Annotated in this window: 17 protein-coding genes; 10 read left to right on the top strand and 7 right to left on the bottom strand. The window is 72.2% G+C overall.

Features of this window, described 5'->3' with window-relative positions:
• Nucleotides 1–25: 25 nt before the first annotated feature.
• The 6 genes from AB0959_RS23640 to AB0959_RS23615 are packed head-to-tail and all read left to right on the top strand — an operon-like array spanning nucleotide 26 to nucleotide 7,907.
• Nucleotides 26–1,609 carry an ABC transporter substrate-binding protein gene (locus tag AB0959_RS23640; protein WP_366828464.1) on the top strand — a complete coding sequence of 528 codons (1,584 nt, stop codon included), beginning with the start codon at nucleotides 26–28 and terminating at the stop codon, nucleotides 1,607–1,609.
• Nucleotides 1,610–1,611: 2 nt separating this feature from the next.
• Complete coding sequence (locus tag AB0959_RS23635) at nucleotides 1,612–2,565, top strand: ABC transporter permease (protein WP_366828463.1); 954 nt, start codon at nucleotides 1,612–1,614, stop codon at nucleotides 2,563–2,565.
• Entirely contained in the window at nucleotides 2,565–3,461 is an 897-nt protein-coding gene (locus AB0959_RS23630; RefSeq protein WP_366828462.1) for an ABC transporter permease, read from the top strand. The genes AB0959_RS23635 and AB0959_RS23630 overlap by 1 nt, the downstream gene beginning before the upstream one ends.
• Nucleotides 3,461–5,209, top strand: coding sequence for an ABC transporter ATP-binding protein (locus tag AB0959_RS23625; RefSeq protein WP_366828461.1), 1,749 nt, complete (start codon nucleotides 3,461–3,463; stop codon nucleotides 5,207–5,209). The genes AB0959_RS23630 and AB0959_RS23625 overlap by 1 nt, the downstream gene beginning before the upstream one ends.
• Nucleotides 5,206–7,236 (top strand): CocE/NonD family hydrolase, encoded by a 2,031-nt coding sequence (locus AB0959_RS23620; RefSeq protein WP_366828459.1) that lies wholly within the window; start codon nucleotides 5,206–5,208, stop codon nucleotides 7,234–7,236. The genes AB0959_RS23625 and AB0959_RS23620 overlap by 4 nt, the downstream gene beginning before the upstream one ends.
• Entirely contained in the window at nucleotides 7,233–7,907 is a 675-nt protein-coding gene (locus AB0959_RS23615) for a TetR/AcrR family transcriptional regulator (protein ID WP_366828458.1), read from the top strand. The genes AB0959_RS23620 and AB0959_RS23615 overlap by 4 nt, the downstream gene beginning before the upstream one ends.
• A gap of 12 nt (nucleotides 7,908–7,919) precedes the next feature.
• On the opposite strand, the gene AB0959_RS23610 is transcribed toward AB0959_RS23615, so the two are convergent.
• The 3 genes from AB0959_RS23610 to AB0959_RS23600 form a co-directional block, all read right to left on the bottom strand.
• Nucleotides 7,920–8,825 (bottom strand): SGNH/GDSL hydrolase family protein, encoded by a 906-nt coding sequence (locus AB0959_RS23610; RefSeq protein WP_366828457.1) that lies wholly within the window; start codon nucleotides 8,823–8,825, stop codon nucleotides 7,920–7,922.
• Between the two features lie 119 nt (nucleotides 8,826–8,944).
• Complete coding sequence (locus AB0959_RS23605; RefSeq protein ID WP_366828456.1) at nucleotides 8,945–9,580, bottom strand: DUF3105 domain-containing protein; 636 nt, start codon at nucleotides 9,578–9,580, stop codon at nucleotides 8,945–8,947.
• 91 nt (nucleotides 9,581–9,671) lie between these two features.
• Nucleotides 9,672–10,109 (bottom strand): hypothetical protein, encoded by a 438-nt coding sequence (locus AB0959_RS23600; protein ID WP_366828455.1) that lies wholly within the window; start codon nucleotides 10,107–10,109, stop codon nucleotides 9,672–9,674.
• A gap of 280 nt (nucleotides 10,110–10,389) precedes the next feature.
• On the opposite strand from AB0959_RS23600, the gene AB0959_RS23595 reads away from it, so the two are divergent.
• Nucleotides 10,390–13,311, top strand: coding sequence for a SpoIIE family protein phosphatase (locus tag AB0959_RS23595; protein ID WP_366828453.1), 2,922 nt, complete (start codon nucleotides 10,390–10,392; stop codon nucleotides 13,309–13,311).
• Nucleotides 13,312–13,351: 40 nt separating this feature from the next.
• On the opposite strand, the gene AB0959_RS23590 is transcribed toward AB0959_RS23595, so the two are convergent.
• From AB0959_RS23590 to AB0959_RS23580, 3 genes are all read right to left on the bottom strand, one after another.
• Entirely contained in the window at nucleotides 13,352–15,025 is a 1,674-nt protein-coding gene (locus tag AB0959_RS23590; protein ID WP_366828452.1) for an ATP-binding protein, read from the bottom strand.
• Nucleotides 15,026–15,042: 17 nt separating this feature from the next.
• On the bottom strand, nucleotides 15,043–15,720 hold the full coding sequence (locus tag AB0959_RS23585; RefSeq protein WP_366828451.1) for a response regulator transcription factor: 678 nt from the start codon (nucleotides 15,718–15,720) through the stop codon (nucleotides 15,043–15,045).
• Nucleotides 15,721–15,952: 232 nt separating this feature from the next.
• On the bottom strand, nucleotides 15,953–16,969 hold the full coding sequence (locus AB0959_RS23580) for a zinc-binding alcohol dehydrogenase family protein (protein ID WP_366828568.1): 1,017 nt from the start codon (nucleotides 16,967–16,969) through the stop codon (nucleotides 15,953–15,955).
• Nucleotides 16,970–17,123: 154 nt separating this feature from the next.
• Between AB0959_RS23580 and AB0959_RS23575 the strand changes: the two genes are divergently transcribed.
• The 3 genes from AB0959_RS23575 (at nucleotide 17,124) to AB0959_RS23565 (ending at nucleotide 20,051) form a co-directional block, all read left to right on the top strand.
• The gene (locus AB0959_RS23575; protein WP_366828450.1) at nucleotides 17,124–17,921 is read left to right on the top strand and encodes a VOC family protein; all 798 of its coding nucleotides are present in this window, start codon (nucleotides 17,124–17,126) and stop codon (nucleotides 17,919–17,921) included.
• 63 nt (nucleotides 17,922–17,984) lie between these two features.
• The gene (locus tag AB0959_RS23570) at nucleotides 17,985–18,698 is read left to right on the top strand and encodes a ribonuclease H (protein ID WP_366828449.1); all 714 of its coding nucleotides are present in this window, start codon (nucleotides 17,985–17,987) and stop codon (nucleotides 18,696–18,698) included.
• 141 nt (nucleotides 18,699–18,839) lie between these two features.
• On the top strand, nucleotides 18,840–20,051 hold the full coding sequence (locus AB0959_RS23565) for an FAD-dependent monooxygenase (protein WP_366828448.1): 1,212 nt from the start codon (nucleotides 18,840–18,842) through the stop codon (nucleotides 20,049–20,051).
• Between the two features lie 46 nt (nucleotides 20,052–20,097).
• Here AB0959_RS23565 and AB0959_RS23560 read toward each other — a convergent pair whose 3' ends face one another.
• On the bottom strand, nucleotides 20,098–20,739 hold the full coding sequence (locus tag AB0959_RS23560; RefSeq protein ID WP_366828447.1) for an alpha-ketoglutarate-dependent dioxygenase AlkB: 642 nt from the start codon (nucleotides 20,737–20,739) through the stop codon (nucleotides 20,098–20,100).
• Nucleotides 20,740–20,750 lie beyond the last annotated feature (11 nt).

Here is a 20,750-nt window from a genome sequence, read left to right as displayed (position 1 = left end):
GAATAGCGGGGAGGGGCGGTCGGTCATGTCCGACATCCACCACCCGGGACGGCGGTCGGTCCTCGCCGCGGGCGCCGCCGGTGCCGCGTCGCTCGGCGCCTCCTGGCTGCTCACCGGCTGTACGGGCGCCGCGTCCGCACCCGTGCTGCCCGTTGCCGCGCGGCAGGGTGCGCCCGACCGGGGCGGCACCCTCCGTATCGCCCGGCCTCCCGCCTCCGACGCCGAGACGCTGGATCCGGCCAGCGCGCTGTCGGCGTACGAATACCTGGGCGCCCTCTACAACCGGCTCGTCCGTGTCGACAAGGGCGGCGCCGTCGCCCCCGACCTCGCCGAGTCCTGGGAGTCCGACGCCGAGGCCCGCACCTGGACCTTCCGCCTCCGCGGGGGTGTCACCTTCCACGACGGGCGGAGCTTCACCTCGGCCGACGCCGCGTACACCCTGCGGCACATCCTCGACAAGAAGACAGCCTCCCCGCAGGCCGCCGTCCTCGCCCCGCTCATCGCCCCGGACCGGCTGCGCACCCCCGACGACCACACCCTCGTCGTCCCCCTCAAGTCCCCCCACGCCGAGTTCCCGAGCCTCCTCACGCACTACAACTGCTATGTCGTCCCCGACGGCAGCGCCCGCTCGATCGGGCGGACGGGCATCGGCACAGGGCCGTTCAGGCTGGAGTCCTTCGCGCCCGCCGGGCCCGGCCGCGTCACTGCCTACGCGGACCACTGGCAGGGGCGCCCCGTCCTCGACGCCGTCACCTTCTACACGGTCGCCGACATGTCGGCCCGCTCGAACGCCCTGCTGGCCGGGCAGGTCGACCTGTTGTCGCAGACCAACCTGGACTTCGCCACGGCCCGCGTCATCGCCGCCTCCGACCGCGCCACCATCGCCCGCGTCGAGAACGCCCAGTGGTACGTGCTGCCGATGCTGACGACCGAGAAGCCGTTCACCGACGTCCGCGTACGGCAGGCGATGAAGCTCGCCTACGACCCCGAGCACGTCGTGAAGGTCGCCCTGCAGGGCGCGGGCACCGCCGGCTGGGACAACCCGGTGCCGCCCAGCGACCCCGCCCACATCTCCGCCCACCCCGAGCACGACCCGGAGAAGGCGCGCTACCTGCTCAAGCAGGCCGGCCACGAAGGGCTCGCCGTCGACCTCTACACGTCCTCCTACGACCCGGTGTTCACGCCGATGGCGCTCGCCTACCAGGACTCGGCCCGGCGCGCCGGCATCCGTGTCCGGGTCAAAACGGCGGCCGCGGACTCCTACTACACGCAGATCTGGATGAAGAAACCGCTGATGGCCACCTACTGGTACACCGGCAGACCCGTCGACCAGCTCTTCACCCAGGTCTTCCGCGGCGGCTCCTCGTACAACGAGACCGCCTGGTCCGACAAGGACTTCGACGCCCTCCTCGACCGGGCCCGGCGCGAGACCGACGACAAACGGCGGCGCGAACTGTACGGCGAGGCGCAGACCTTCGTCATCGACAAGGGCGGGGCGATCACCCCGATGTTCGCCGACCGGCTCGTCGGGATCTCCCGGAAGGTGCGCGGATACGCCGAGCACGGCTTCGAGTTCGACTACCTCGGCATCGGCCTGAAGGGAGCCTGAGCATGCTGTCCTTCCTCGCCCGCCGGATCGCCGCCGCGCTGGGCACCCTCCTGCTCGCCTCCGTCCTGGTCTTCCTCGCCGTCCAGGCCCTGCCCGGCGACGTCGCCACCCAGGTCCTCGGCAAGGACGCCACCCCGGACGCGGTCACCGCCCTGCGCGGGCAACTCGGGCTCGACCGGCCCGCCTGGGAGCGGTACGCCGACTGGGTGGGCGGCGCCCTCCACGGCGACTTCGGCACCTCGCTGGTCTCCGGCAAGGCGGTCGGCGGAGAGGTGTCCATGTACCTCGGCAACTCCGCGCTGATCGCCCTCATCACCATCCTGTTCGCCGTCACCGGCTCGATCGTCCTCGGCGTCCTCGCCGGCCTGTACCGCGACCGCTGGCCGGACCACGTGATCTCCACGGTCAGTCTCGTCGGCATGAGCGTCCCCGAGTTCGTCGTCGCCACCGTGCTGGTGCTCTGCTTCTCCATCGCGCTGCCGTGGTTCCCGGCCGTCGTCCTGTACGGTCCGGAGGCGAGCGCCGGTCAGCTCCTGCCCGCCGTCTGGCTGCCCGCCCTGGCGCTGGCCACGGTCATGGCCGCGTACATCGTCCGTATGGCCCGCACCTCCGTCATCGACGTGATGGCGAGCGAGTACGTCACCACGGCCCGCCTCAAGGGCCTGTCGACCTGGCGGGTCGTCACCCGGCACGCCCTGCCGGGCGCCCTCCTTCCCACCCTGCAGGTCATCGCGCTCAACGTGGCCTGGCTCGCGGGGGGCGTCGCCGTCGTCGAGAACGTCTTCAACTACCCCGGCATCGGCAAGCTGATGCTCTCCTCGGTGCAGAACCGCGACCTGCCCGTCATCCAGGCCATCGCCCTCGTCAGTTCCGTCGTGTACGTCGCCTGCAACCTCGCCGCCGATCTCGGCGCCATGGCCCTCAACCCCAAGCTCCGTACGCGTGGGAGGACTTGATGACCACCCTCGGCACCGCCCCGGTCGCCGCGCCGGCCCCGGTTCCAGCCCGGACCGTCACGCGCGTCTGGCGCACCCTCCGCTCCTCGCGCGCCGCCGTCGTCGGCCTGTCCGTCGTCGCCGCCCACGTGCTGATCGCGCTCCTCGCACCGCTGCTCACCTCGTACGACCCCATCGCCAACAGCTCGGACGAGGCATTGCTCGGGCCGAGCGGTGCCCACTGGGCGGGCACGGACCAGTACGGCCGCGACGTCCTCGCCCGCGTGCTGTACGGCGGCCGCTACGCGCTCGGTGTCTCCGTCACCGCGACCCTGCTGACCGTCGCCCTCGGTACCGTGATCGGCTGTGCGGCCGCCCTGCGTGGGGGCTGGTTCGACGACGTGCTCGGCCGGGTCCTGGACGCGGTGCTGTCCGTGCCGGCGGTCCTGTCCCTGCTCGTCGTCGTGACCGCGCTGGGCACGGGGCCCTCGGTCATCGTCCTCGCGATCGCCGTGGTGTTCGTCCCCCAGGTCGTCCGGGTCGTCCGGGGTGCCGCCCTGGCCGTCGTACCGCAGGACTACGTGACCGCGGCACGGGCGCGCGGCGAGGGCACGTGGGCGATCGCGCGCCGCGAGATCCTGCCGAACATCACCGACATCGTGTGTGTCGAGTTCGCGATGCGGGCCTCCTGGGTCGTCCTGCTGATCTCCTCGCTGTCCTTCCTCGGCTTCGGCGCCGACCCGCCCACCCCCGACTGGGGACTGATGGTCGCCGAGAACCGCACCGCCATCACCGTCGTGCCCATGGCGAGCCTCGCGCCGATCATCGCCCTGGCCACGCTCGTCATCGGGCTCAACCTCGCCGCCGACGGGCTGTCCAAGGCCTGGGGCGTGGACCGGATCAGGGAGGGATCGTGATGGGTGCGAGTCATGGGGCGCCCAGCGGCGCCACCCCGGTCGTCTCCGTGAACTCCCTGTCCGTGGCGTACCGTTCGGGCGGCCGCGACGTGCCGGTCGTGCGCGAGGTGTCCCTGCGGGTCACCGCCGGACAGACGCTCGCCCTCGTGGGCGAGTCCGGCAGCGGCAAGTCGACCGTGGCGGCCACGCTGCTGGGGCACCTGCGGCACGGATCCCGGATCACCGGCGGCTCGGTCCACGTCCAGGGCAGAGACGTCTTCGGCCTGCCCGCACGCGAGTTGCGGCGGCTGCGCGGCGCAACCGTCGCCATGGTCGCCCAGAACGCCGGGCACGCGCTCACCCCGTCCATGCGCGTCGGACGGCAGATCGCTGAGGCGGGCGGAGACATCCCCGTCGTCGACCTGCTGGAGCAGGTACGGCTTCCGCGCCCGGCCGAACTCGCCCGCCGCTACCCGCACGAGCTCTCCGGCGGCCAGCAGCAGCGCGTCGCCATCGCCATGGCCATCGCGGCCCGCCCCGACGTCCTCGTCCTCGACGAGCCGACGACGGGCCTCGACGTCGTCACCCAACGCGGTGTCCTCGACCTGATCGCCGGCCTGCGCGACGAACTCGGCCTCGCCGCGGTGCTGGTGAGTCACGACCTCGGCGTCGTCGCCCACCTCGCCGACGAGGTCACCGTGCTGCGCTCCGGCCGGGTCGTGGAGTCGGCGCCCACGCGCGCGCTCTTCGCCAAGCCCCAGGACCCGTACACCAGGCGCCTGTTGGCCAGCGTCCCCCGCCTCGACGACACCGGGCTCGCGCTCGTGAGCGAGACGGGGGAGCGGGAAGTGCGGGCCAAGGCGGAGGTAGCGGCCGAGGCACCGGTGGCCGTGTCCGCCCGGGACGTGACCGTCGACTACGGCTCCGCGCGCGCCGTGCACGGCGTCTCCTTCGACGTCCGCCGGGGCGAAGTCCTCGCCCTCGTCGGCGAGTCGGGCAGCGGCAAGTCCACCCTCGCCTGGACGCTCGCGGGCCTGCGCACCCCCTCCGGCGGCACCCTGACCCATGAGTCGGGCGACCTGGCACGGTCCGCCGGGAATCGGCCCCTCTCCCTGCGGCGCAGGGTGCAGCTCGTCTTCCAGAACGCCGACACCTCCCTCAACCCGCGCCGTTCCGTGGGCGACACGGTCCGCCGCCCGCTGCGGTTCTTCGGCGCGGCGAGCAGTGCGTCCGAGGCCTCGGTACGGGCCCGCGAACTCATCTCCGACGTACACCTCGACCCGGCGCTCGCCGACCGGCTGCCCGCCCAGCTCTCCGGCGGCCAGCGCCAGCGCATCGGGATCGCCCGGGCGCTGGCGGGCGAACCGGACGTGCTGATCGCCGACGAGATCACCACCGCCCTCGACGTCTCCGTCCAGGCCGAGGTGCTCCGACTCCTTGACGACCTGCGGCGCGAACGCCGCCTGGCCTGCCTGTTCATCAGCCACGATCTGGCCGTCGTCCGGGGCATCGCGGACCGCGTGGCCGTCCTGCGGCACGGTGTGGTCGTCGAGGAGGGCCCGACGGAGGCGGTGTTCGCCTCGCCCGGACACCCCTACACCCGCCAGTTGATGGCGGCCGCCCTCGAACCCGACCCCGACGCCCGGCCGTTCCACGACGACGTCACCGACTGGGCCGACGCCGCCGAAGCGGACGACATGTGGACGGACCACGGTGACGGCCACCGCGTTCGCCGCTGGAGCCCCTCCGTAACGGAAGGAAACGCGTGAAGTACCGCGAACGGTTCGACCGCCAGGTCGTCCGCGAGGACGTCTGGATCCCCACCCAGGGCGGCAGGACCCGGCTGCACGCCCGCGTCTGGCGGCCCGCCGACGCCGAGATCGACCCCGTGCCCGCCCTCCTCGAATACCTGCCGTACCGCAAGACCGACTGGACCGCGCCCCGCGACGCCCAGCGCCACCCCTGGTACGCCGGACACGGCTACGCCTCCGTGCGCGTCGACATCCGTGGGCACGGCGACAGCGAGGGAACCCCCGGCGACGAGTACGACGCACAGGAACTCGCCGACGGCGTCGACGTCGTCAACTGGCTCGCCGTACAACCCTGGTGCACCGGCAAGGTCGGCATGTTCGGCATCTCCTGGGGCGGCTTCAACTCCCTCCAGATCGCCGCCCTCGCCCCCGAACCCCTGAAGGCGGTCGTCACGGTCTGCTCCACCGACGACCGCTACGACAACGACGTCCACTACACGGGCGGCGCCGTCCTCGGCGTCGACATGCTCGCCTGGGCGGGCACCATGCTCGCCTTCGCGTCCCGCCCGCCGGACCCGGCGAACGTCGGCGCGGACCGCTGGCTGCCCATGTGGCGCGAACGCCTCGGCGCACTCGAACCGTTCCTCCACACCTGGCTGGACCACCAGCAGCGCGACGCTTATTGGCGGCACGGCAGCGTCTGCGAGGACTACGGAGCCGTGGACGCGGCCGTCCTCGCCGTGGGCGGCTGGAACGACCCCTACCGGGACACCGTGCTCCGACTGGTGGAAAACCTTCCGGGCGACCGCGTCCGCGGGCTCATCGGCCCGTGGTCGCACCAGTACCCGGACCGCGGCCTCCCGCCCGGCCCCGCCATCGGCTTCCTCCAGGAGACCCTGCGCTGGTGGGACCAGCACCTGAAGGACCAGGACACCGGGATCATGGACGAGCCCCTGCTGCGCGCCTGGCTCACCGAGCCGGTCCCGCCCGCCACGTCGTACGACATCCTGCCCGGACGCTGGGTGGCCGAGCGCCACTGGCCCTCGCCGACGGTCACCTGGGACGAACGAGCCCTCGGCCCGGACAGCGCCCCCGTGCCCGTGCGCTCCCCCCAGCACACCGGCGTCGACGCCGGCCGCTTCTTCCCCTTCGGAAACGCGAGCGACCTGCCGCCCGACCAGCGCGAGGAGGACGGCCGGTCGGTCTGCTTCGACACGACGCCCCTCACGGACCGGGTGGAGATCCTCGGCCGCCCGCGCCTGAGGCTCCGCCTCGACAGCACCACACCGCGCGCCCACGTCATCGCCCGCCTCTGCGACGTCGCACCCGACGGCTCCTCCACCCTCGTCACCCGTGGCGTCCTCAACCTGCTCAGCAGGCACGGCCGCGACCGGACCGCGGAGTGGAGGCCGGGCACGTACGAGACGGTCGAGTTCGAGCTGAACGGCAGCGGCTACGCCTTCCCGCCGGGCCACCGCATCCGGATCGCCCTCTCCGACGCCTACTGGCCGTGGGTGTGGCCGCACGGCGAACGCGGTGAGCTCAGGGTGGTCCCCGCCGACAGCGCCGTACTCCTGCCCGTGCGGGAGACGGCCGACGAGCGGCCGGTCCGCTTCGAGGAGCCCGAGCAGGCGGCACCGCTGCCCGTGACGTACGACCGGCCCGCCCACCCGCGCCCCGAGCGGCTCGTGACGCACGACGTCGCCGCGGGGGAGTGGCGGCTGGAAGTCGACCCCAACTACGGCGGGTCGCGCACGTACCCGGACGGTCTGCGCTACGAGGAGAGCGCGCTGGAGACGTACACGATCCGCTCCGACGACCCGCTGTCCGCCTCGGCGGTCTCCACATGGACCATCCGGCTGAGGCGCGGAGACGGGGACGGGGACGAGCACGGGGACGGCTGGGACGCCGAGATCGTTACCCGGACCGAGCTGCGGGCGACGCGCGCGGACTTCATCATGGACAGCCGCATCGAAGCACGGTCGAACGGAGAGACAGTGGCCAAGCGCCAGTGGCACCGCACCACCCCGAGGACGTCCGGATGACGGCCGACGAGCCGCCGCGGGCGCAGCGGTCCGCACCCGCCGCCCGGTCCTCCCGCCGTGCCGTCGCCGCCGCCGACCGGACCCGCCAGCCCACCGAGGTGCGCCGCCGTCTCATCGTCGAGGCGGCCGTTCCGCTGATCGCCGAGCGCGGCTACGCCTCGGTGGGCGTCCGTGACGTCGCCGCCGCGGCCGGCGTGTCCGTGGGCACGGTCACCTACCACTTCGGCAGCGTCCAGGAGGTCCTCACCGAGGCGATGGTGCTGAACATCGAGCGGTACTACGCGGCACTCAGCGAGGCCGCCGAGCGGGCCACGAACTCGGCCGAGGCGCTGCGGCTGCTGGTCGACGCGCTGTTCACCGAGGACACCGACCGGCACTGGCGCATGTGGTTCGACTACTGGAACGCCGCCGACCAGGCCCCGGACCAAGGCTTCGCCCGGGGCCAGGCCCAGCGGTACCAGGCCTGGCATCACCGGATCCGGTCGCTGACCGAACGGGGCGTGGACGACGGCGAGTTCACCTGTGACGACCTCGACGGATTCACCGTCCGGTTCGCCGCGCTCGCCGACGGCCTGGCCCTTCAGCGCCTGCGTCAGGAGCCACCCGTCAGCACGGAAGAGGCCCGTCGGCACCTCAACCGTCTCATCGAGACGGAACTCCGGCGCGTCTGACGGAACTCCGGCTCACCCGGCGTGTTCCCCGACCGTCCGCGAGATCTCCCGCGCCATGCGCAGGATGCCGGGGGAGCGGACGGGGCACGGCTTCGGCTTCGACGTCGTGGGCGCCAGACAGAAGTGCAGGTAGTCGTCGTCACGGTGCAGGGCGGCGCGGCCCCGGTCCGACTGTGTGCAGTACGCGGAGTTCTCCCGCTCGTACGTCGTGCACGGCAGGTACTGAGCCCAGGCGTAGCGGGCCGAGGCCGGGCTCACCGCCCTGCCCGCGTCGGCGACGAGGTCGTCCGAGGCGTCCGCCTGCTTCTTGTAGAGGGCGTTGACGCGGCGCACCCGGTCAGGAGTGATCGGGTCGGGCCCCTGCAGCACCCACACGATCGCCGGCCGGCGCGCTCCGCCCGCGTCCGCGATCTGCTCCGTCAGCCGCTCGGCGTCATCGGCGTACCGGGAGAAGTACCTGCCTTCGGCCTTGCCGTAGGTGATGCCGTCCATGCAGGGCGTGTAGCCCCAGGCGTTGCCCCAGAACTGCAACACCACGAAGTCCGGGCGCAGTTCGCGCACCAGGGCAGCCGCCTTGTCCCGCGGGGGCACCAGTGACCTGTCGCCGGTGCCCTCCAGGTAGTCGCACAGTGTCGTGCCCGAGTAGGGGGCGCTGGTGTAGCGGGCGCCGAGGTCGTCGCGGAGCTGCTGCCCGAGCACCTTCTGGTTCTCCATGGCGAGGGAGTCGCCGAGGTAGAGCACGACGGGTGCCTTCTTCGGGGCCCTGGTCTTGGGGGCGCCTTTCTTCGGGGCGCGTGTCTTCGGTGCGCTGGGCGCGGTCGCCGATGCCGGTGCCGTCTCGGGTCCGGACGTCGGGTCCCCGCAGGCGCCCAGCAGCACTCCGGCGAGCAGCACCCCCACGATCCACGGCTTCCGCATACGGCAACTCCCGCCCCGGCGACCGGAAAACGGCTCCCCAGGCAAGCACAGGAGGGCCGCAGGGGGAAGACACGCATCGGCCACGGGGCGCCCGGTTGTCCCGGACGCCCCGCAACGTCTCAGGGAGTCATCCCGCCCGTGCACGCGGCACCCGGTTCCGGCGTCTGCTCGCCCTGCACGTACTTGTCGAGAAACCTCTGGACCCGGGCGTCGGACGCCGAGTCCACTTTCAACTGCTTGCCCCACGCGTTGAGGACGACGGGCGACGTCTGGTCCTCGTACGGGCTCATGAACGTGTACGTCGTCTTTTCGACCGTGTCGGTCAGCCGGGAGACGTCCGCCTCGGACGCCTTGTCGTTGTACGTGATCCAGACGGCGCCGTGCTCCAGCCCGTGCACGGCGTTCTCGTTCGGCACGGCCTTCGTGTAGACCTGCTTGTCACAGTTGACCCACACCTGGTTGTGGTCGCCGCCGACCGGCGGGCTCATCGGGTAGTCGACCTTGGCGGTCACGTGGTTCTGAGTCAGCTTGGACCAGCTCTTCACACCCTTGACCGGGGCGGCCTTCGCCTCCTCCTTGTCCTCGGCGGCGGCGAACAGGAACCACCCGCCGCCGACGAGCCCGGCGAGGATCACGGTGGCGGCACCGAGGGTGAGCAGGCGGGCACGCCGCTCACTGGCCTGCTCGGCCCTGCGCATCTCCTCGACGCGGGCGCGACGCTCCGCGCTCCTGGCCTTGGCGTTCGATGTACCCATGGGAATGTCCTTCTCCCCGCCGTGCCGTCGAGGGCAGGGCGGTGCTGCGAGCGGTGTTCGAGTGGGATGGCCGGCTGGTACGCGGATCGGCCTAGACCCGAAGCAGCTGCAGTTCGTGGAGATCCGGAGGGCGGGCGGCGCCCGGCTCGCGGGACGGGTCGAGCGCCCCGACCCCCGCAGCGGTCGCGGGCTGTCCGGGCGACGCGGCCCGGTCCGCGCCCACGAGCGGCGTATGGGCGAGCACGCCGTGGTGATCGGCGCTGTCGCAGTGGTGGTCGCCAGGGCCCTCCTCACAGGGCTCCCGTTCCGCCTGGCGGGGCGCCAGGGCCTCCGGACGCTCGTCCGGGGCCGAGGAGTGCGCCGTCAGGGGTGAGGACGACGGCACGTCCGACAGCCCGTCCGACGGAGCGGACACCCGGGACGGCACCGTCGACGGCACACCGTGCTCGGCGGCGCCTGCCGTCGGCGCACTCACGCAGAACAGCCCGAAGGTCGCCGACACCACGAGGAGCGTGAGGCACAGACGCACCCACCCGTCCCGGGCACGCGGTGGCGCCGCACGACGCGACCGCGGAGGGGACATGTGACGCCTGACAACTCGAGGGAAGGGAGCGCCCGCTGAGAAGAGCGAGCGCCGCCGAAATTATCAGACCGGGCGACGGACTGACGTGTGCAGGACGAGGTCCCGGGCCACGTTTCAACATTTGTGACTTGCATCAAACGAGGACTAGGGTGAAGTGGCTCGGAGGATTTCCCCGCCAGGCAAGCCGAGCGGCGGTGCGCTGCGGGGCCGCCTCCGGGCGAGGGAAGTGATCCCGTTGTCCGTCGCCTGGGACGACATCGGCGGTCTCGTCGATGCCCATGAGCGTTTTCTGGCCGGGGCGCGGGTCGACTCGGATGTCCGGGACTCGGTGCTCGACTCCTGGAAGCGATGTCGTTCCGCGGGACTCGAGCCGCACCAGCTGGTGGTCCCCTACTCGCCGGACCTGGTGATGGAGGACCCGTTCCTCCGTGCGGCCGACCCGGTACTGGAGCACCTGACCGCCTCGCTCGCGAACGTGAGCATGACGGTCGTGCTCTGCGACGGGCAGGCCCGCATGGTGCAGCGGCACGGCGGTGACCGTCAGCTGCGCGCCCGCCTGGACGACGTGAACTTCGCGCCCGGTTTCTGCGCGTCCGAGGACGCCGTCGGCACCAACGGCGTCGGTACCGCACTGGCCGAGCGGGGGCCCACGTATGTCGTCGGACGCGAGCACTTCGCCGACTGCCTGTCGTCGTTCGCCTGCGCCGGCGCACCGGTGCGGAACCCGCTCAGCGGGCGGATCGAGGCGATCCTCGACCTCACCTGCCTCCGCGACGACGGCGACCCCGCCATGGTGCGGCTGGTGCGAGAGGCCGCGCACGGCATCGAGGCGCGGCTGCTGGAGCAGTCCACGGAGCGCGAGCGGGCGCTGCTCGCCGCGTACCGCATGGCCTCGCGAGGGAACGGCGGCACCGGTGACTGGCCGCGGCAGCCCGAGCACCCGCCCTGGGCACCGGGCGACGGCCGCGAGGGCGACGGTCTCGGCAGGATCGACCTGGCCGTACTGCGCGAGAAGGCCGAGGAACTCATCGCCTCACCGCACCGCACCCTCGACGAAGTGGCCCTCTCCGGCGGCAGGGTGGCGACCCTGATGCGGCGCCCGATCATGGGCGCCGCGGGCGAGACGGGCGTGGTCGTCGAGGCCCGCGTCCTGGGCGGCCCGCGCCTGCGTCACATCGAGCTCACCACCCCGGCCGGGCCGACCGTACAGGTCAGGGGGACCGATGCGCCGGAAGCGGCGACGGCCGCCCCGGGTACGGTGACCGGGGGCGCCACGACAGCGCCGCCCGGAAGGACGCGGGCCGTAAAGCCGCTGTCCGGTACCGCGCCGCCGGCACCGGCGACGCTCACGCCCCCAGCCGTTCCCGCGACGCTCGCGCCCCCAGCGGGCCGGCCGGACGACACCCGTGACGAATCCGGTGCCGAGGGATGGCTGCTGCTCGTGGGGGAGCCCGGAGTCGGCCGGCTCGCCGTGCTGGCCCGCAGGCGCCTGGAGCTGCTGCACGACGCCAGCGTCCGCATCGGCACCACCCTGGACGTGACCCGCACCGCCGAGGAACTGACGGAGGTGACCGTCCCCCGCTTCGCCGACTTCACCGCCGTCGACCTGCCCGACTCCGTGCTGCACGGCGACGAGCCCGGGCCGCTGGGGCCCGGATCCATGCTCCGCAGGGTCGCGCTGGACTCCATCCACCAGGACTCCCACCTGTACGAGGTCGGCGACCTGTTCCCGTTCGTCGGCTCCACACCGCAGGCCCGCAGCTGGGAGACCGGACAGTCGGTGCTCGAACCCGTCCTGTCAGCGGCCAGGGGCTGGATCGCCCAGGACCCGGAACGGCTCGAACGGGTGCTGGCGGCAGGCGTCCACTCGCTGATCACCGTGCCGCTGCGGGCGCGCGGTACGACCCTCGGCATGGTGAGCTTCTACCGCTGCGAGAAGCCCGCGCCCTTCGAGGACGACGACCTGTCCCTGGCCCAGGAAGTGGTCGGCCGGGCCGCGATCAGCATCGACAACGCCCGCCGCTACACCCGCGAGCACAACACCGCGCTCGCCCTGCAACGCAGCCTGCTGCCCCGCGGCCGCCCCGAACCGAGCGCCGTCGAGGTCGCCTACCGGTATCTGCCCGCGCAGGCCGGGGTGGGCGGCGACTGGTTCGACGTCATCCCGCTGTCCGGCGCACGGGTGGCGCTGGTGGTGGGAGACGTCGTCGGCCACGGCCTGCACGCCGCCGCCACCATGGGCCGGCTGCGCACCGCCGTACACAACTTCTGCTCCCTGGACCTGCCGCCCGACGACCTCCTCACCCACCTCGACGACCTGGTGGGACGCCTCGACCGGGGGGAGGGCTGGGCGGTGGAGAACGCCCACGCCGACTCCGGCATCGTCGGCGCCACCTGCCTGTACGCGGTCTACGACCCGGTGTCCCGGCACTGCACCCTCACCCGCGCCGGGCACCCTCTCCCCGCGATCGTCGGCCCCGACGGAACCGTGGACTTCGTCGACCTGCCGTCCGGCCCGCCCCTGGGCCTCGGCGGCATGCCCTTCGAGACCGTCGAGATGGAACTCGCCGAGAACAGTCAGCTCGTCCTCTACACCGACGGCCTGATCGAGGACCGGCACCGGGACATCGACAACGGCCTGGACCGGCTGCGCACCGTCCTGGCCTGCCCCGACCGGGAACCCGAGGAAACCTGCGAAGCGGTCCTCGACGCCCTGCTTCCGGCCCGCCCGAACGACGACGTGGCCCTCCTTGTCGCCCGCACCCACGCCCTGGGCGCGGACCACGTGGCCCAGTGGGACCTCCCCACCGACCCGGCGGTGGTCTCCCGCGCGCGGGTCGCGGTCACCGAGCAGCTGTCCGCCTGGGGCCTCGACGACCTGGCCTTCACCACCGAACTCGTCGCCAGTGAGCTCGTCACCAACGCCATCCGCCACGCCACCGGCCCCCTCCAGCTCCGCCTCCTGCGCGACCGCACCCTCATCTGCGAGGTCTCCGACGGCAGCAGCACCTCCCCGCGCCTGCAACGCGCCCGAACCGAGGACGAGGGCGGCCGCGGCCTCTTCCTCGTCGCCCGGCTCACCGACCGCTGGGGCACCCGCTACACCCCCGACGGCAAGATCATCTGGGCGGAACAGCAACTGCCGTGATCCGCGGAGCGCGCCCCCGCCCCCTCAGTCCTCCAACGCGTCAGTCCTCCACCGGGTCCAGCAGCTCCAGCAGGTCCGCCAGCGGCAGCGGCTTGGAGAGGTGGACGTCGAAGCCGGCGCTCCGGGACCGGGCGTGGTCGGAGTGGCGGCTGAAACCGGAGACGGCGATCAGGCGGAGTTTCGCGCCGTGGGGACGGGAGCGGATGCGGTGGGCCACCGTGTAGCCGTCGATGTCGGGAAGGCCCAGGTCGCACAGCACGACGTCGAAGAGCCGGGACTCGGTGGCCGTGAGGGCGTCGGAGCCCGTGTGCACGGTGGTGACGTAATGACCGTGGCGTTCCAGCAGGGTGCGGTACGTCGCGGCGAGGTCCGCGTTGTCCTCGGCGATCAGGATGGCGAGCTCACGCCGCTTGGGCGCCTGGGGCTTGGGGAGAGGCGGCTCGGGGGTGGTGGACGAGGGCAGGGGGAGCCGTACGGTGAACGCGGCGCCCCTTCCCGGACCGTCGCTGTGGGCGGTGATCGTGCCGTCGTGGAGTTCGGTGATGGTGCGGGCGACGGAGAGCCCGAGGCCCAGGCCCTCGGGGGTGCGGGGACCGGTGGGTGCCGCGCGCATGAAGACGCCGAAGAGCTCCTCGGCCTGCCCGGGGGCGAAGCCGATTCCGTCGTCCTCGACCGAGAGGACGGCCTCTTGGCGTCGCATGGTGAGCCGGACCGTCGTGTGGCCGCCCGGAAGCGTGTACTTGAGCGCGTTCGAGACCAGGTTCGTCAGGACCTGCGCCAGTCGCAGCCGGTCTCCGTCGACCAGTACCGGCTCCGCGGGCACCCGCACGTCCAGCGTGCGGTTCTCGTGCGCGAACAGACCCCGGATGTCGGCGCACGTGCTGTCCACGACCGTCCGCAGGTCCGTTCGCTCGCGGACCAGCTCCAGCCGTCCGGTCACCGCCCGGGTGCCGTCCAGCAGATCGTTGCTCATCCGGGCGAGCGCGGCCAGCTGGCGCTCCAGCACCGAAAGGGCGGGGTGGCCGTCCGGCAGGTCCAGGGACAGCAGTTCGGTGGCCGCCGTGGCGGCGGCGAGCGGATTGCGCAGCTCGTGCGAGAGCGTGGCGATGAACCGGTCCTTGGCCCGCTGCTCCTCCCGCGACTGCCGTCCCGCCGCGTCGAGTTCCAGGTTGGCGTGGCGCAATTGCTCGTTCACCTCGCGGATCTCCCTGGCCCGTACGAACAGGTCGATCTCCATGCCCTCGGCCCGCGTCTGCGCCTCGGCGGCGGCCCGTTCCTGCTCGCGTCCCACCCGGCGCAGATGCACGAACTCGGTGACGTCCTCGACGCGGTGGATGATGTGCGTGACGTTGTTCCCGGCGTCCAGGACCGGTGTGTTGACGGGACTCCAGTACCGTTCCGCGAAGGCGCCGTCGTCACCGGTGGGGATGTCGTACCGCTGCAGCGCCATCGTGTCCGTGCATCCGCTCGCCACCACCGCCTCCAGCGAGCGGCGCAGGTTTCTGACGCCGTCGGCCGACGGGTCGTCCGGGTTGTCGGGGAACACCTCGAAGACGGGCCGCCCGACGATGTCACGGGTGGTGTGGGTGGCCGTGAGATACGCCCGGTTGACCTCCACGATCGTGAAGTTGGGCGCCAGAACGAGCAACGGGGAGAGCACCGCGTCGAACAGACGGCGAAAGTCCGAGGCGGGAAGGGAGCGGGCAGCGGACATGTCCGGTCTCACCCCGGTCATGGATCGAGGCGGTAGCCGTAGCCGCGCACGGTGGTGATCCGGGGTGCGGGCGCGGGCAGCCGGGCGAGCTTGCCGCGCAGCCGGTACACGTGCTCGATCACCGTCGCGGGCTGCTGCCAGGACGCCCCCCAGATCCGCTCCAGCAGCAGCTCGGCGGACAGGACCCGGCCGGGGGAGCGGGCGAAGGCCTCCAGCAGCGCGTACTCCTTGGGGCGCAGCGTCAGCAGGACGCCCGCCGCGCTCGCCTGCCGCGCGCCCGTGTCCACCCGCAGCACCCCGACCTGGAGCACGTCCGGCTCCTCCGGCGGCTGGGAGCGGCGCAGTACGGCCCGGATCCTGGCCACCAGCTCCCGCTGCGAGAACGGCTTCACGAGGTAGTCGTCGGCGCCGATCTCCAGCCCCGCCACCCGGTCCGCCTCCTCACCGTGCCCGCTGACGACGATCACCGGGAGGCGGCTGGCGGACCGCAGGGCCCGCAGCAGCTCCAGGCCACTGCCGTCCGGCAGGCCCAGGTCGAGGACGGCGAGATCGATGGACTCGTCGTGCAGGACGGACTTGCCGGCGCGGGCGTCCATCGCCCAGGTGACGACGAAACCCTCACGTTCCAGATAGGTGCGGCACATGAGTGCGAAGTCGAGGTCGTCCTCGATCAGGGCGAGACGGGGGCGCATCATCCCACCTCACCGGGTTCGGCCGCCGCCCACATGTTGTGGCCCTGGTGAGCGGCCGTTGAGGCCCCGACCATGTGGGGACGGTAGAACGGAACTGCCCGCGGAACAAGGGGGAGCCGACCGGGGGGAGTTAACGGGGGGAGTTCCGGTGTGGACTCGTGCGGAACGGGGACGGCATGCCGCCGCACGAGTCCACACCGGCGCAACAGCGGTTCACCGGTGGCCGTACCCCCGCTCAGTGCCGCGCCGGAAGGTCGTTGACCAGCACCGCCGCCCCGTCGAAGCGGCCCGCCTTGAGATCCCGCAGCGCCTGCCCAGCCTCTGACAGGGGGTACCGATGGGTCGTCGCCCGCAGTCCGTACCGCGCCGCGAGCGCCAGGAACTCCTTACCGTCCTCACGGGTATTGGACGTGACGCTGCGCAGCTCCTTCTCGTAGAACAACTCGCTCTCGTAGCGCAGCGGAGGCGTGTCGCTGAGATGGATCCCGGCGACCGCCAGCACCCCGCCCCGGTCCAGGGCGCGCAGCGCCACCGGCACCAGGTCGCCGACCGGGGCGAACAGGATCGCGCTGTCCAGCGGCTCCGGTGGTACGTCGTACGGCTCGCCCGCCGACGCGCACCCCAGCTCCAGCGCGAGTCGCCGGGCGGCCGCACCCCGGGTCATGACGTGTACGGTCGCGCCCTGCGCCACCGCCAGCTGCGCACACAGGTGCGCGCTCCCGCCGAACCCGTACAGCCCGAGCCGCCCGCCCGAGGGCAGCGCGGCCCGCCGCAGCGCCCGGTAGCCGATGATGCCCGCGCACAGCAGCGGCGCCACCGTCACATCGTCGGCATCCATGAGCAGCCGGTACGCGAACGCGGCCGGAACGGTCGTGTACTCCGCGTAACCGCCGTCGGCGTCCCACCCCGTGTACCGCGACCGGGGGCACAGGTTCTCGGAGCCGCGCACGCAGTACGCGCACGTGCCGTCGGTATGCCGCAGCCAGGCCACACCGACGCGGTCGGCCGGCGCGTAATCGCGGACGTCCTCGCCGACCGCCGCGACCACGCCCACGACCTCGTGTCCCGGTGTCACCCCGGGACGGTGCACGGGCAGGTCGCCCTCGCTGACATGCAGGTCCGTGCGGCACACACCGCTCGCGCGGACGTGCACGAGCAGCTCGTCGGGCCGGGGCACCGGTACGGGCTTCTCGGTGAACCGCAGCGGCCCGTCCTCGATCGGCCCCGGCCGGCCCACCTCCCACGCGTGCATCATCGCCTGCCCCATCCCCTCGACTTCCCCTCGACCACCGTGTTTCTACCAGTTTGCTGTGGTCCGCCCCTTTCGGCGCGCGGCGCGGGCGGAGGCTGACTAGCGTGAGACGAGGGACCAGAAATCGTCCGTCGAACCGAAGAGAGCCACAGTCATGGCCGTACAACCAGAAGGAACGCCCTGTTGGGCCGACGCGATGTTCACCGACCTGGAGGGGGCGAAGAGCTTCTACGGCGACGTACTCGGCTGGACGTTCGGCGAGGCGCAGTCGCAATACGGCAACTACACCCAGGCGTACGTCGACGGCAAGGCGGTCGCCGCCGTCGTCCCGCCCATGTCCGACCAGGGGGGACAGTCCGCCTGGTGCCTGTACCTCGCCTCCGCGGACGTCGAGGCCACCGCGGCCAAGGTCCGGCAGAACGGCGGCGAGGTGCTGATGGAGCCGATGCAGGTCGGCGACTTCGGCTCGATGCTGCTGGCCCGTGACCCGAGCGGCGTCGTCTTCGGCGCCTGGCAGGGCGGTACCCACGAGGGCTTCGAGGCGAAGGGCGTGCCCGGCGCGTACGCCTGGGCCGAGGTCTTCACCCGCGAGCCCGAGAAGTCGGACGCGTTCTTCCCCGCCGTCTTCGGCTACAGCGCGAAGCAGATGGAGGACCCCCAGGTCGACTTCCGCATGTTCGACGTCGGCGAGGACACGGTCCTGGGCCGCATGAAGATGACGGAGGACTTCCCGCCCGAGGTGCCGCCGTACATCAACGTCTATTTCACCGTCGACGACTGCGACGTGGCGATCAAGACCGCGACCGAGCTGGGTGGCGTTCTCCGTTTCGGCCCGATGAACACCCCGTTCGGCCGCTTCGCGGCCCTCAGCGACCCGCAGGGCGCGTCGTTCTCCGTCATCGACCTCACGACCACCGAGGGGGAGGTGCCGAGGACGAGCGATGTGACCTGATCCGGCTCGGGGCGCCCGGGCCGGACGACGGACCCGTGGGCGGTCCGGGTCCCGGGTCGTGGCATGATCGGACCCATGGAACGCGTAGTGGCCGCCTGTGACGGGGCGTCGAAGGGGAACCCCGGACCGGCTGGATGGGCGTGGGTGGTCGCCGACGCCGAGGAGACCCCCAGTCGCTGGGAGGCCGGTCCCCTGGGCAAGGCCACCAACAACGTCGCCGAACTCACCGCCCTGGAGCGGCTGCTCACGGCGACCGACCCGGACGTACCGCTCGAGGTCCGCATGGACTCGCAGTACGCGATGAAGGCGGTCACCACGTGGCTGCCCGGCTGGAAGCGCAACGGCTGGAGGACGGCCGCGGGCAAGCCCGTCGCCAACCAGGAGCTCGTCGTGCGCATCGACGAGCTCCTCGGCGGGCGCACGGTCGACTTCCGCTACGTCCCCGCCCACCAGGTCGACGGCGACCGGCTCAACGACTTCGCCGACCGCGCCGCGAGCCAGGCGGCCATCGTCCAGGAACCCGCCGGAAGCGACCTGGGCTCTCCTGAGCCGCCCTCTGCCCCCGCAGGCACCCTCACTTCCTCGAAGCCGAAGAAGTCCACGCGCAAGGGCGCCTCGTCCCGTACGGGCGCCGGCGCGAGCTCCCGCACGATCAAGGCGAAGTTCCCCGGCCGCTGCCTGTGCGGCCGTCCCTACGCGGCGGGCGAGCCCATCGCGAAGAACGACCAGGGATGGGGCCACCCCGAGTGCCGTACGGCGGCGGCCGCGGGCGCGTAACGGGGGCGGTCTTCGGCCCTCGCCTCGCCGAGGCGCGGCGGACACACGGGTGACGCGCTCGCGCCAACCGGCGTCGGGGCCACCCACTGCTGTTACGTTACGTGCTCATTGTGTCGCTCTGTGTCATGCAGGGGAGTGTGCATGAAGATCGCGTGCGTCGGCGGCGGCCCCGCAAGCCTGTACTTCTCGATCCTGATGAAGCGCCAGGACCCGTCCTGCGACATCACCGTCCACGAGCGCAACCGGGCCGGCTCGACGTACGGCTGGGGCGTGACCTACTGGGGCGGGCTGCTCGACAGGCTCCGCGAGCACGACCCCGAGTCGGCGGCGGCCGTCGACGAGAACTCGGTCCGCTGGACCGACGGAGTCGCCCATGTCCGCGACGTCCGTACGGTCCACCGCGGCGACGAGGGCTTCGGCATCGGCCGGCGCCGCATGCTCGGTCTGCTCGCGGCGCGCGCCGAATCCCTCGGAGTGCGGCTGGAGTTCGAGCACGAGGTCACGGCGGACGACATCCCGGACGCCGACCTGGTCGTGGCGGGCGACGGTGTCAACAGCACCCTGCGCGAGCGCCACGCCGGCCACTTCGGCACCGATGTCCGGCTCGGCCGCAACCGCTACATCTGGCTCGGCACCACCCAGGTCTTCGACAGGTTCACCTTCTCCTTCCAGGAGACCGACCACGGCTGGATCTGGGCCTACGCCTACGGGTTCAGCGGGGAGCGGAGCACCTGTGTCGTGGAGTGCTCCCCCGAGACCTGGACCGGGCTCGGGCTCGACCGCGCCGCGGAGGCCGACGGGCTGGCCCTGCTGGAGAAGCTGTTCGCCGGCATCCTCGACGGCCACCCGCTGATCGGCCGCGACCGGGCCGACGGCGCCGCGCAGTGGCTGAACTTCCGCACCCTGACCAACCGCACCTGGTCCCGTGGCAACCTCGTCCTCATCGGCGACGCCGCCCACACCACGCACTACTCCATCGGCGCGGGCACCACCCTCGCCCTGGAGGACGCCATCTCCCTCGCCGGAGCCCTGCGCGACCGCGACGGACTCGGACCCGCGCTCGCCCGGTACGAACAGGAGCGCAAGGCCGAACTCCTCCGCCTGCAGAGCGCGGCGCGCCTCAGCGCCCAGTGGTACGAGAACCTCCCGCGCTACATCCACCTGCCCCCACGGCAGATGTTCGCCCTCCTCGGCCAGCGCCACTCCCCGCTGCTGCCGTACGTACCGCCGCAGCTGTACTACCGGCTCGACCGCGCCGCCGGACAACTGGAAATGCTGCGCCGCTTCAAGCGCTGGCTGGGCCCGCGCCTCGCCCGCACCTCGCAGACCCGGGCACTGGCCGCGCGGAAGTAGCATCCCGCGCCGGAGGGGGCGGCCCCGCGCCGGTGCGCCGCACCGGTCAGTTCACGCCCCGCGGTCTGAACTGGATGCTGATGCGCGGTCCCGTCGCGCGGTGCGACTTGGGCACGGCGTGGTCCCAGGTGCGCTGGCAGGAACCGCCCATCACGATCAGATCGCCGTGGCCCAGGGGAAACCGCTGGGTGTCGCCGCCCCCGTGCGGGCGCAGGGCCAGGTCGCGTGCCGTCCCCACCGACAGGATGGCCACCATCGTGTCCTGGCGGGCGCCCCGGCCGATCCGGTCCCCGTGCCAGGCCACGCTGTCCCGGCCGTCGCGGTAGTAGCACAGGCCGGCCGTCACGAACGGTTCGCCCAGTTCGCCGGCGTAGCGCGCGGTGAGCGCGTCGCGCGCCTCGTCGAGGACGGGATGCGGCAGCGGATCGCCGTCCGCGTAGTACGCCAGCAGCCGGGGTACGTCGACGACCTGCTCGTACATCTGCCTCCGCTCGGCCCGCCAGGGCACTTCCTCGGCGAGCTGGGTGAAGAGCGCGTCGGCCCCGCTCAGCCATCCGGGCAGCAGGTCGATCCAGGCCCCGGCGCCGAGCGCGACCCGGCGTATCCCCTCCAGCGGTGAGAGCTGGACGGTGTCGGACTGGTCGAAGAGGGAGCCCTGGAGAGGGGAGCCAGGGTGGTGCGTGGCCATGCACGCCAGCC

This window comes from Streptomyces sp. NPDC046862, assembly GCF_040704615.1.
In the GTDB taxonomy this organism is placed as follows: domain Bacteria; phylum Actinomycetota; class Actinomycetes; order Streptomycetales; family Streptomycetaceae; genus Streptomyces.
This window is presented reverse-complemented; position numbering and strand designations above follow the sequence as displayed.

What these genes read in the sequence shown, in the direction of transcription:
- AB0959_RS23635 (WP_366828463.1), top strand. Translation starts at nt 1,612, where the DNA reads ATGCTGTCCTTCCTCGCCCGCCGGATCGCCGCCGCGCTGGGCACCCTC.
- AB0959_RS23565 (WP_366828448.1), top strand. Translation starts at nt 18,840, where the DNA reads ATGAAGATCGCGTGCGTCGGCGGCGGCCCCGCAAGCCTGTACTTCTCG.
- AB0959_RS23640 (WP_366828464.1), top strand. Translation starts at nt 26, where the DNA reads ATGTCCGACATCCACCACCCGGGACGGCGGTCGGTCCTCGCCGCGGGC.
- AB0959_RS23575 (WP_366828450.1), top strand. Translation starts at nt 17,124, where the DNA reads ATGGCCGTACAACCAGAAGGAACGCCCTGTTGGGCCGACGCGATGTTC.
- AB0959_RS23585 (WP_366828451.1), bottom strand. Translation starts at nt 15,720, where the DNA reads ATGATGCGCCCCCGTCTCGCCCTGATCGAGGACGACCTCGACTTCGCA.
- AB0959_RS23630 (WP_366828462.1), top strand. Translation starts at nt 2,565, where the DNA reads ATGACCACCCTCGGCACCGCCCCGGTCGCCGCGCCGGCCCCGGTTCCA.
- AB0959_RS23580 (WP_366828568.1), bottom strand. Translation starts at nt 16,969, where the DNA reads ATGCACGCGTGGGAGGTGGGCCGGCCGGGGCCGATCGAGGACGGGCCG.
- AB0959_RS23570 (WP_366828449.1), top strand. Translation starts at nt 17,985, where the DNA reads ATGATCGGACCCATGGAACGCGTAGTGGCCGCCTGTGACGGGGCGTCG.
- AB0959_RS23625 (WP_366828461.1), top strand. Translation starts at nt 3,461, where the DNA reads ATGGGTGCGAGTCATGGGGCGCCCAGCGGCGCCACCCCGGTCGTCTCC.
- AB0959_RS23605 (WP_366828456.1), bottom strand. Translation starts at nt 9,580, where the DNA reads ATGGGTACATCGAACGCCAAGGCCAGGAGCGCGGAGCGTCGCGCCCGC.
- AB0959_RS23610 (WP_366828457.1), bottom strand. Translation starts at nt 8,825, where the DNA reads ATGCGGAAGCCGTGGATCGTGGGGGTGCTGCTCGCCGGAGTGCTGCTG.
- AB0959_RS23590 (WP_366828452.1), bottom strand. Translation starts at nt 15,025, where the DNA reads ATGTCCGCTGCCCGCTCCCTTCCCGCCTCGGACTTTCGCCGTCTGTTC.
- AB0959_RS23615 (WP_366828458.1), top strand. Translation starts at nt 7,233, where the DNA reads ATGACGGCCGACGAGCCGCCGCGGGCGCAGCGGTCCGCACCCGCCGCC.
- AB0959_RS23560 (WP_366828447.1), bottom strand. Translation starts at nt 20,739, where the DNA reads ATGGCCACGCACCACCCTGGCTCCCCTCTCCAGGGCTCCCTCTTCGAC.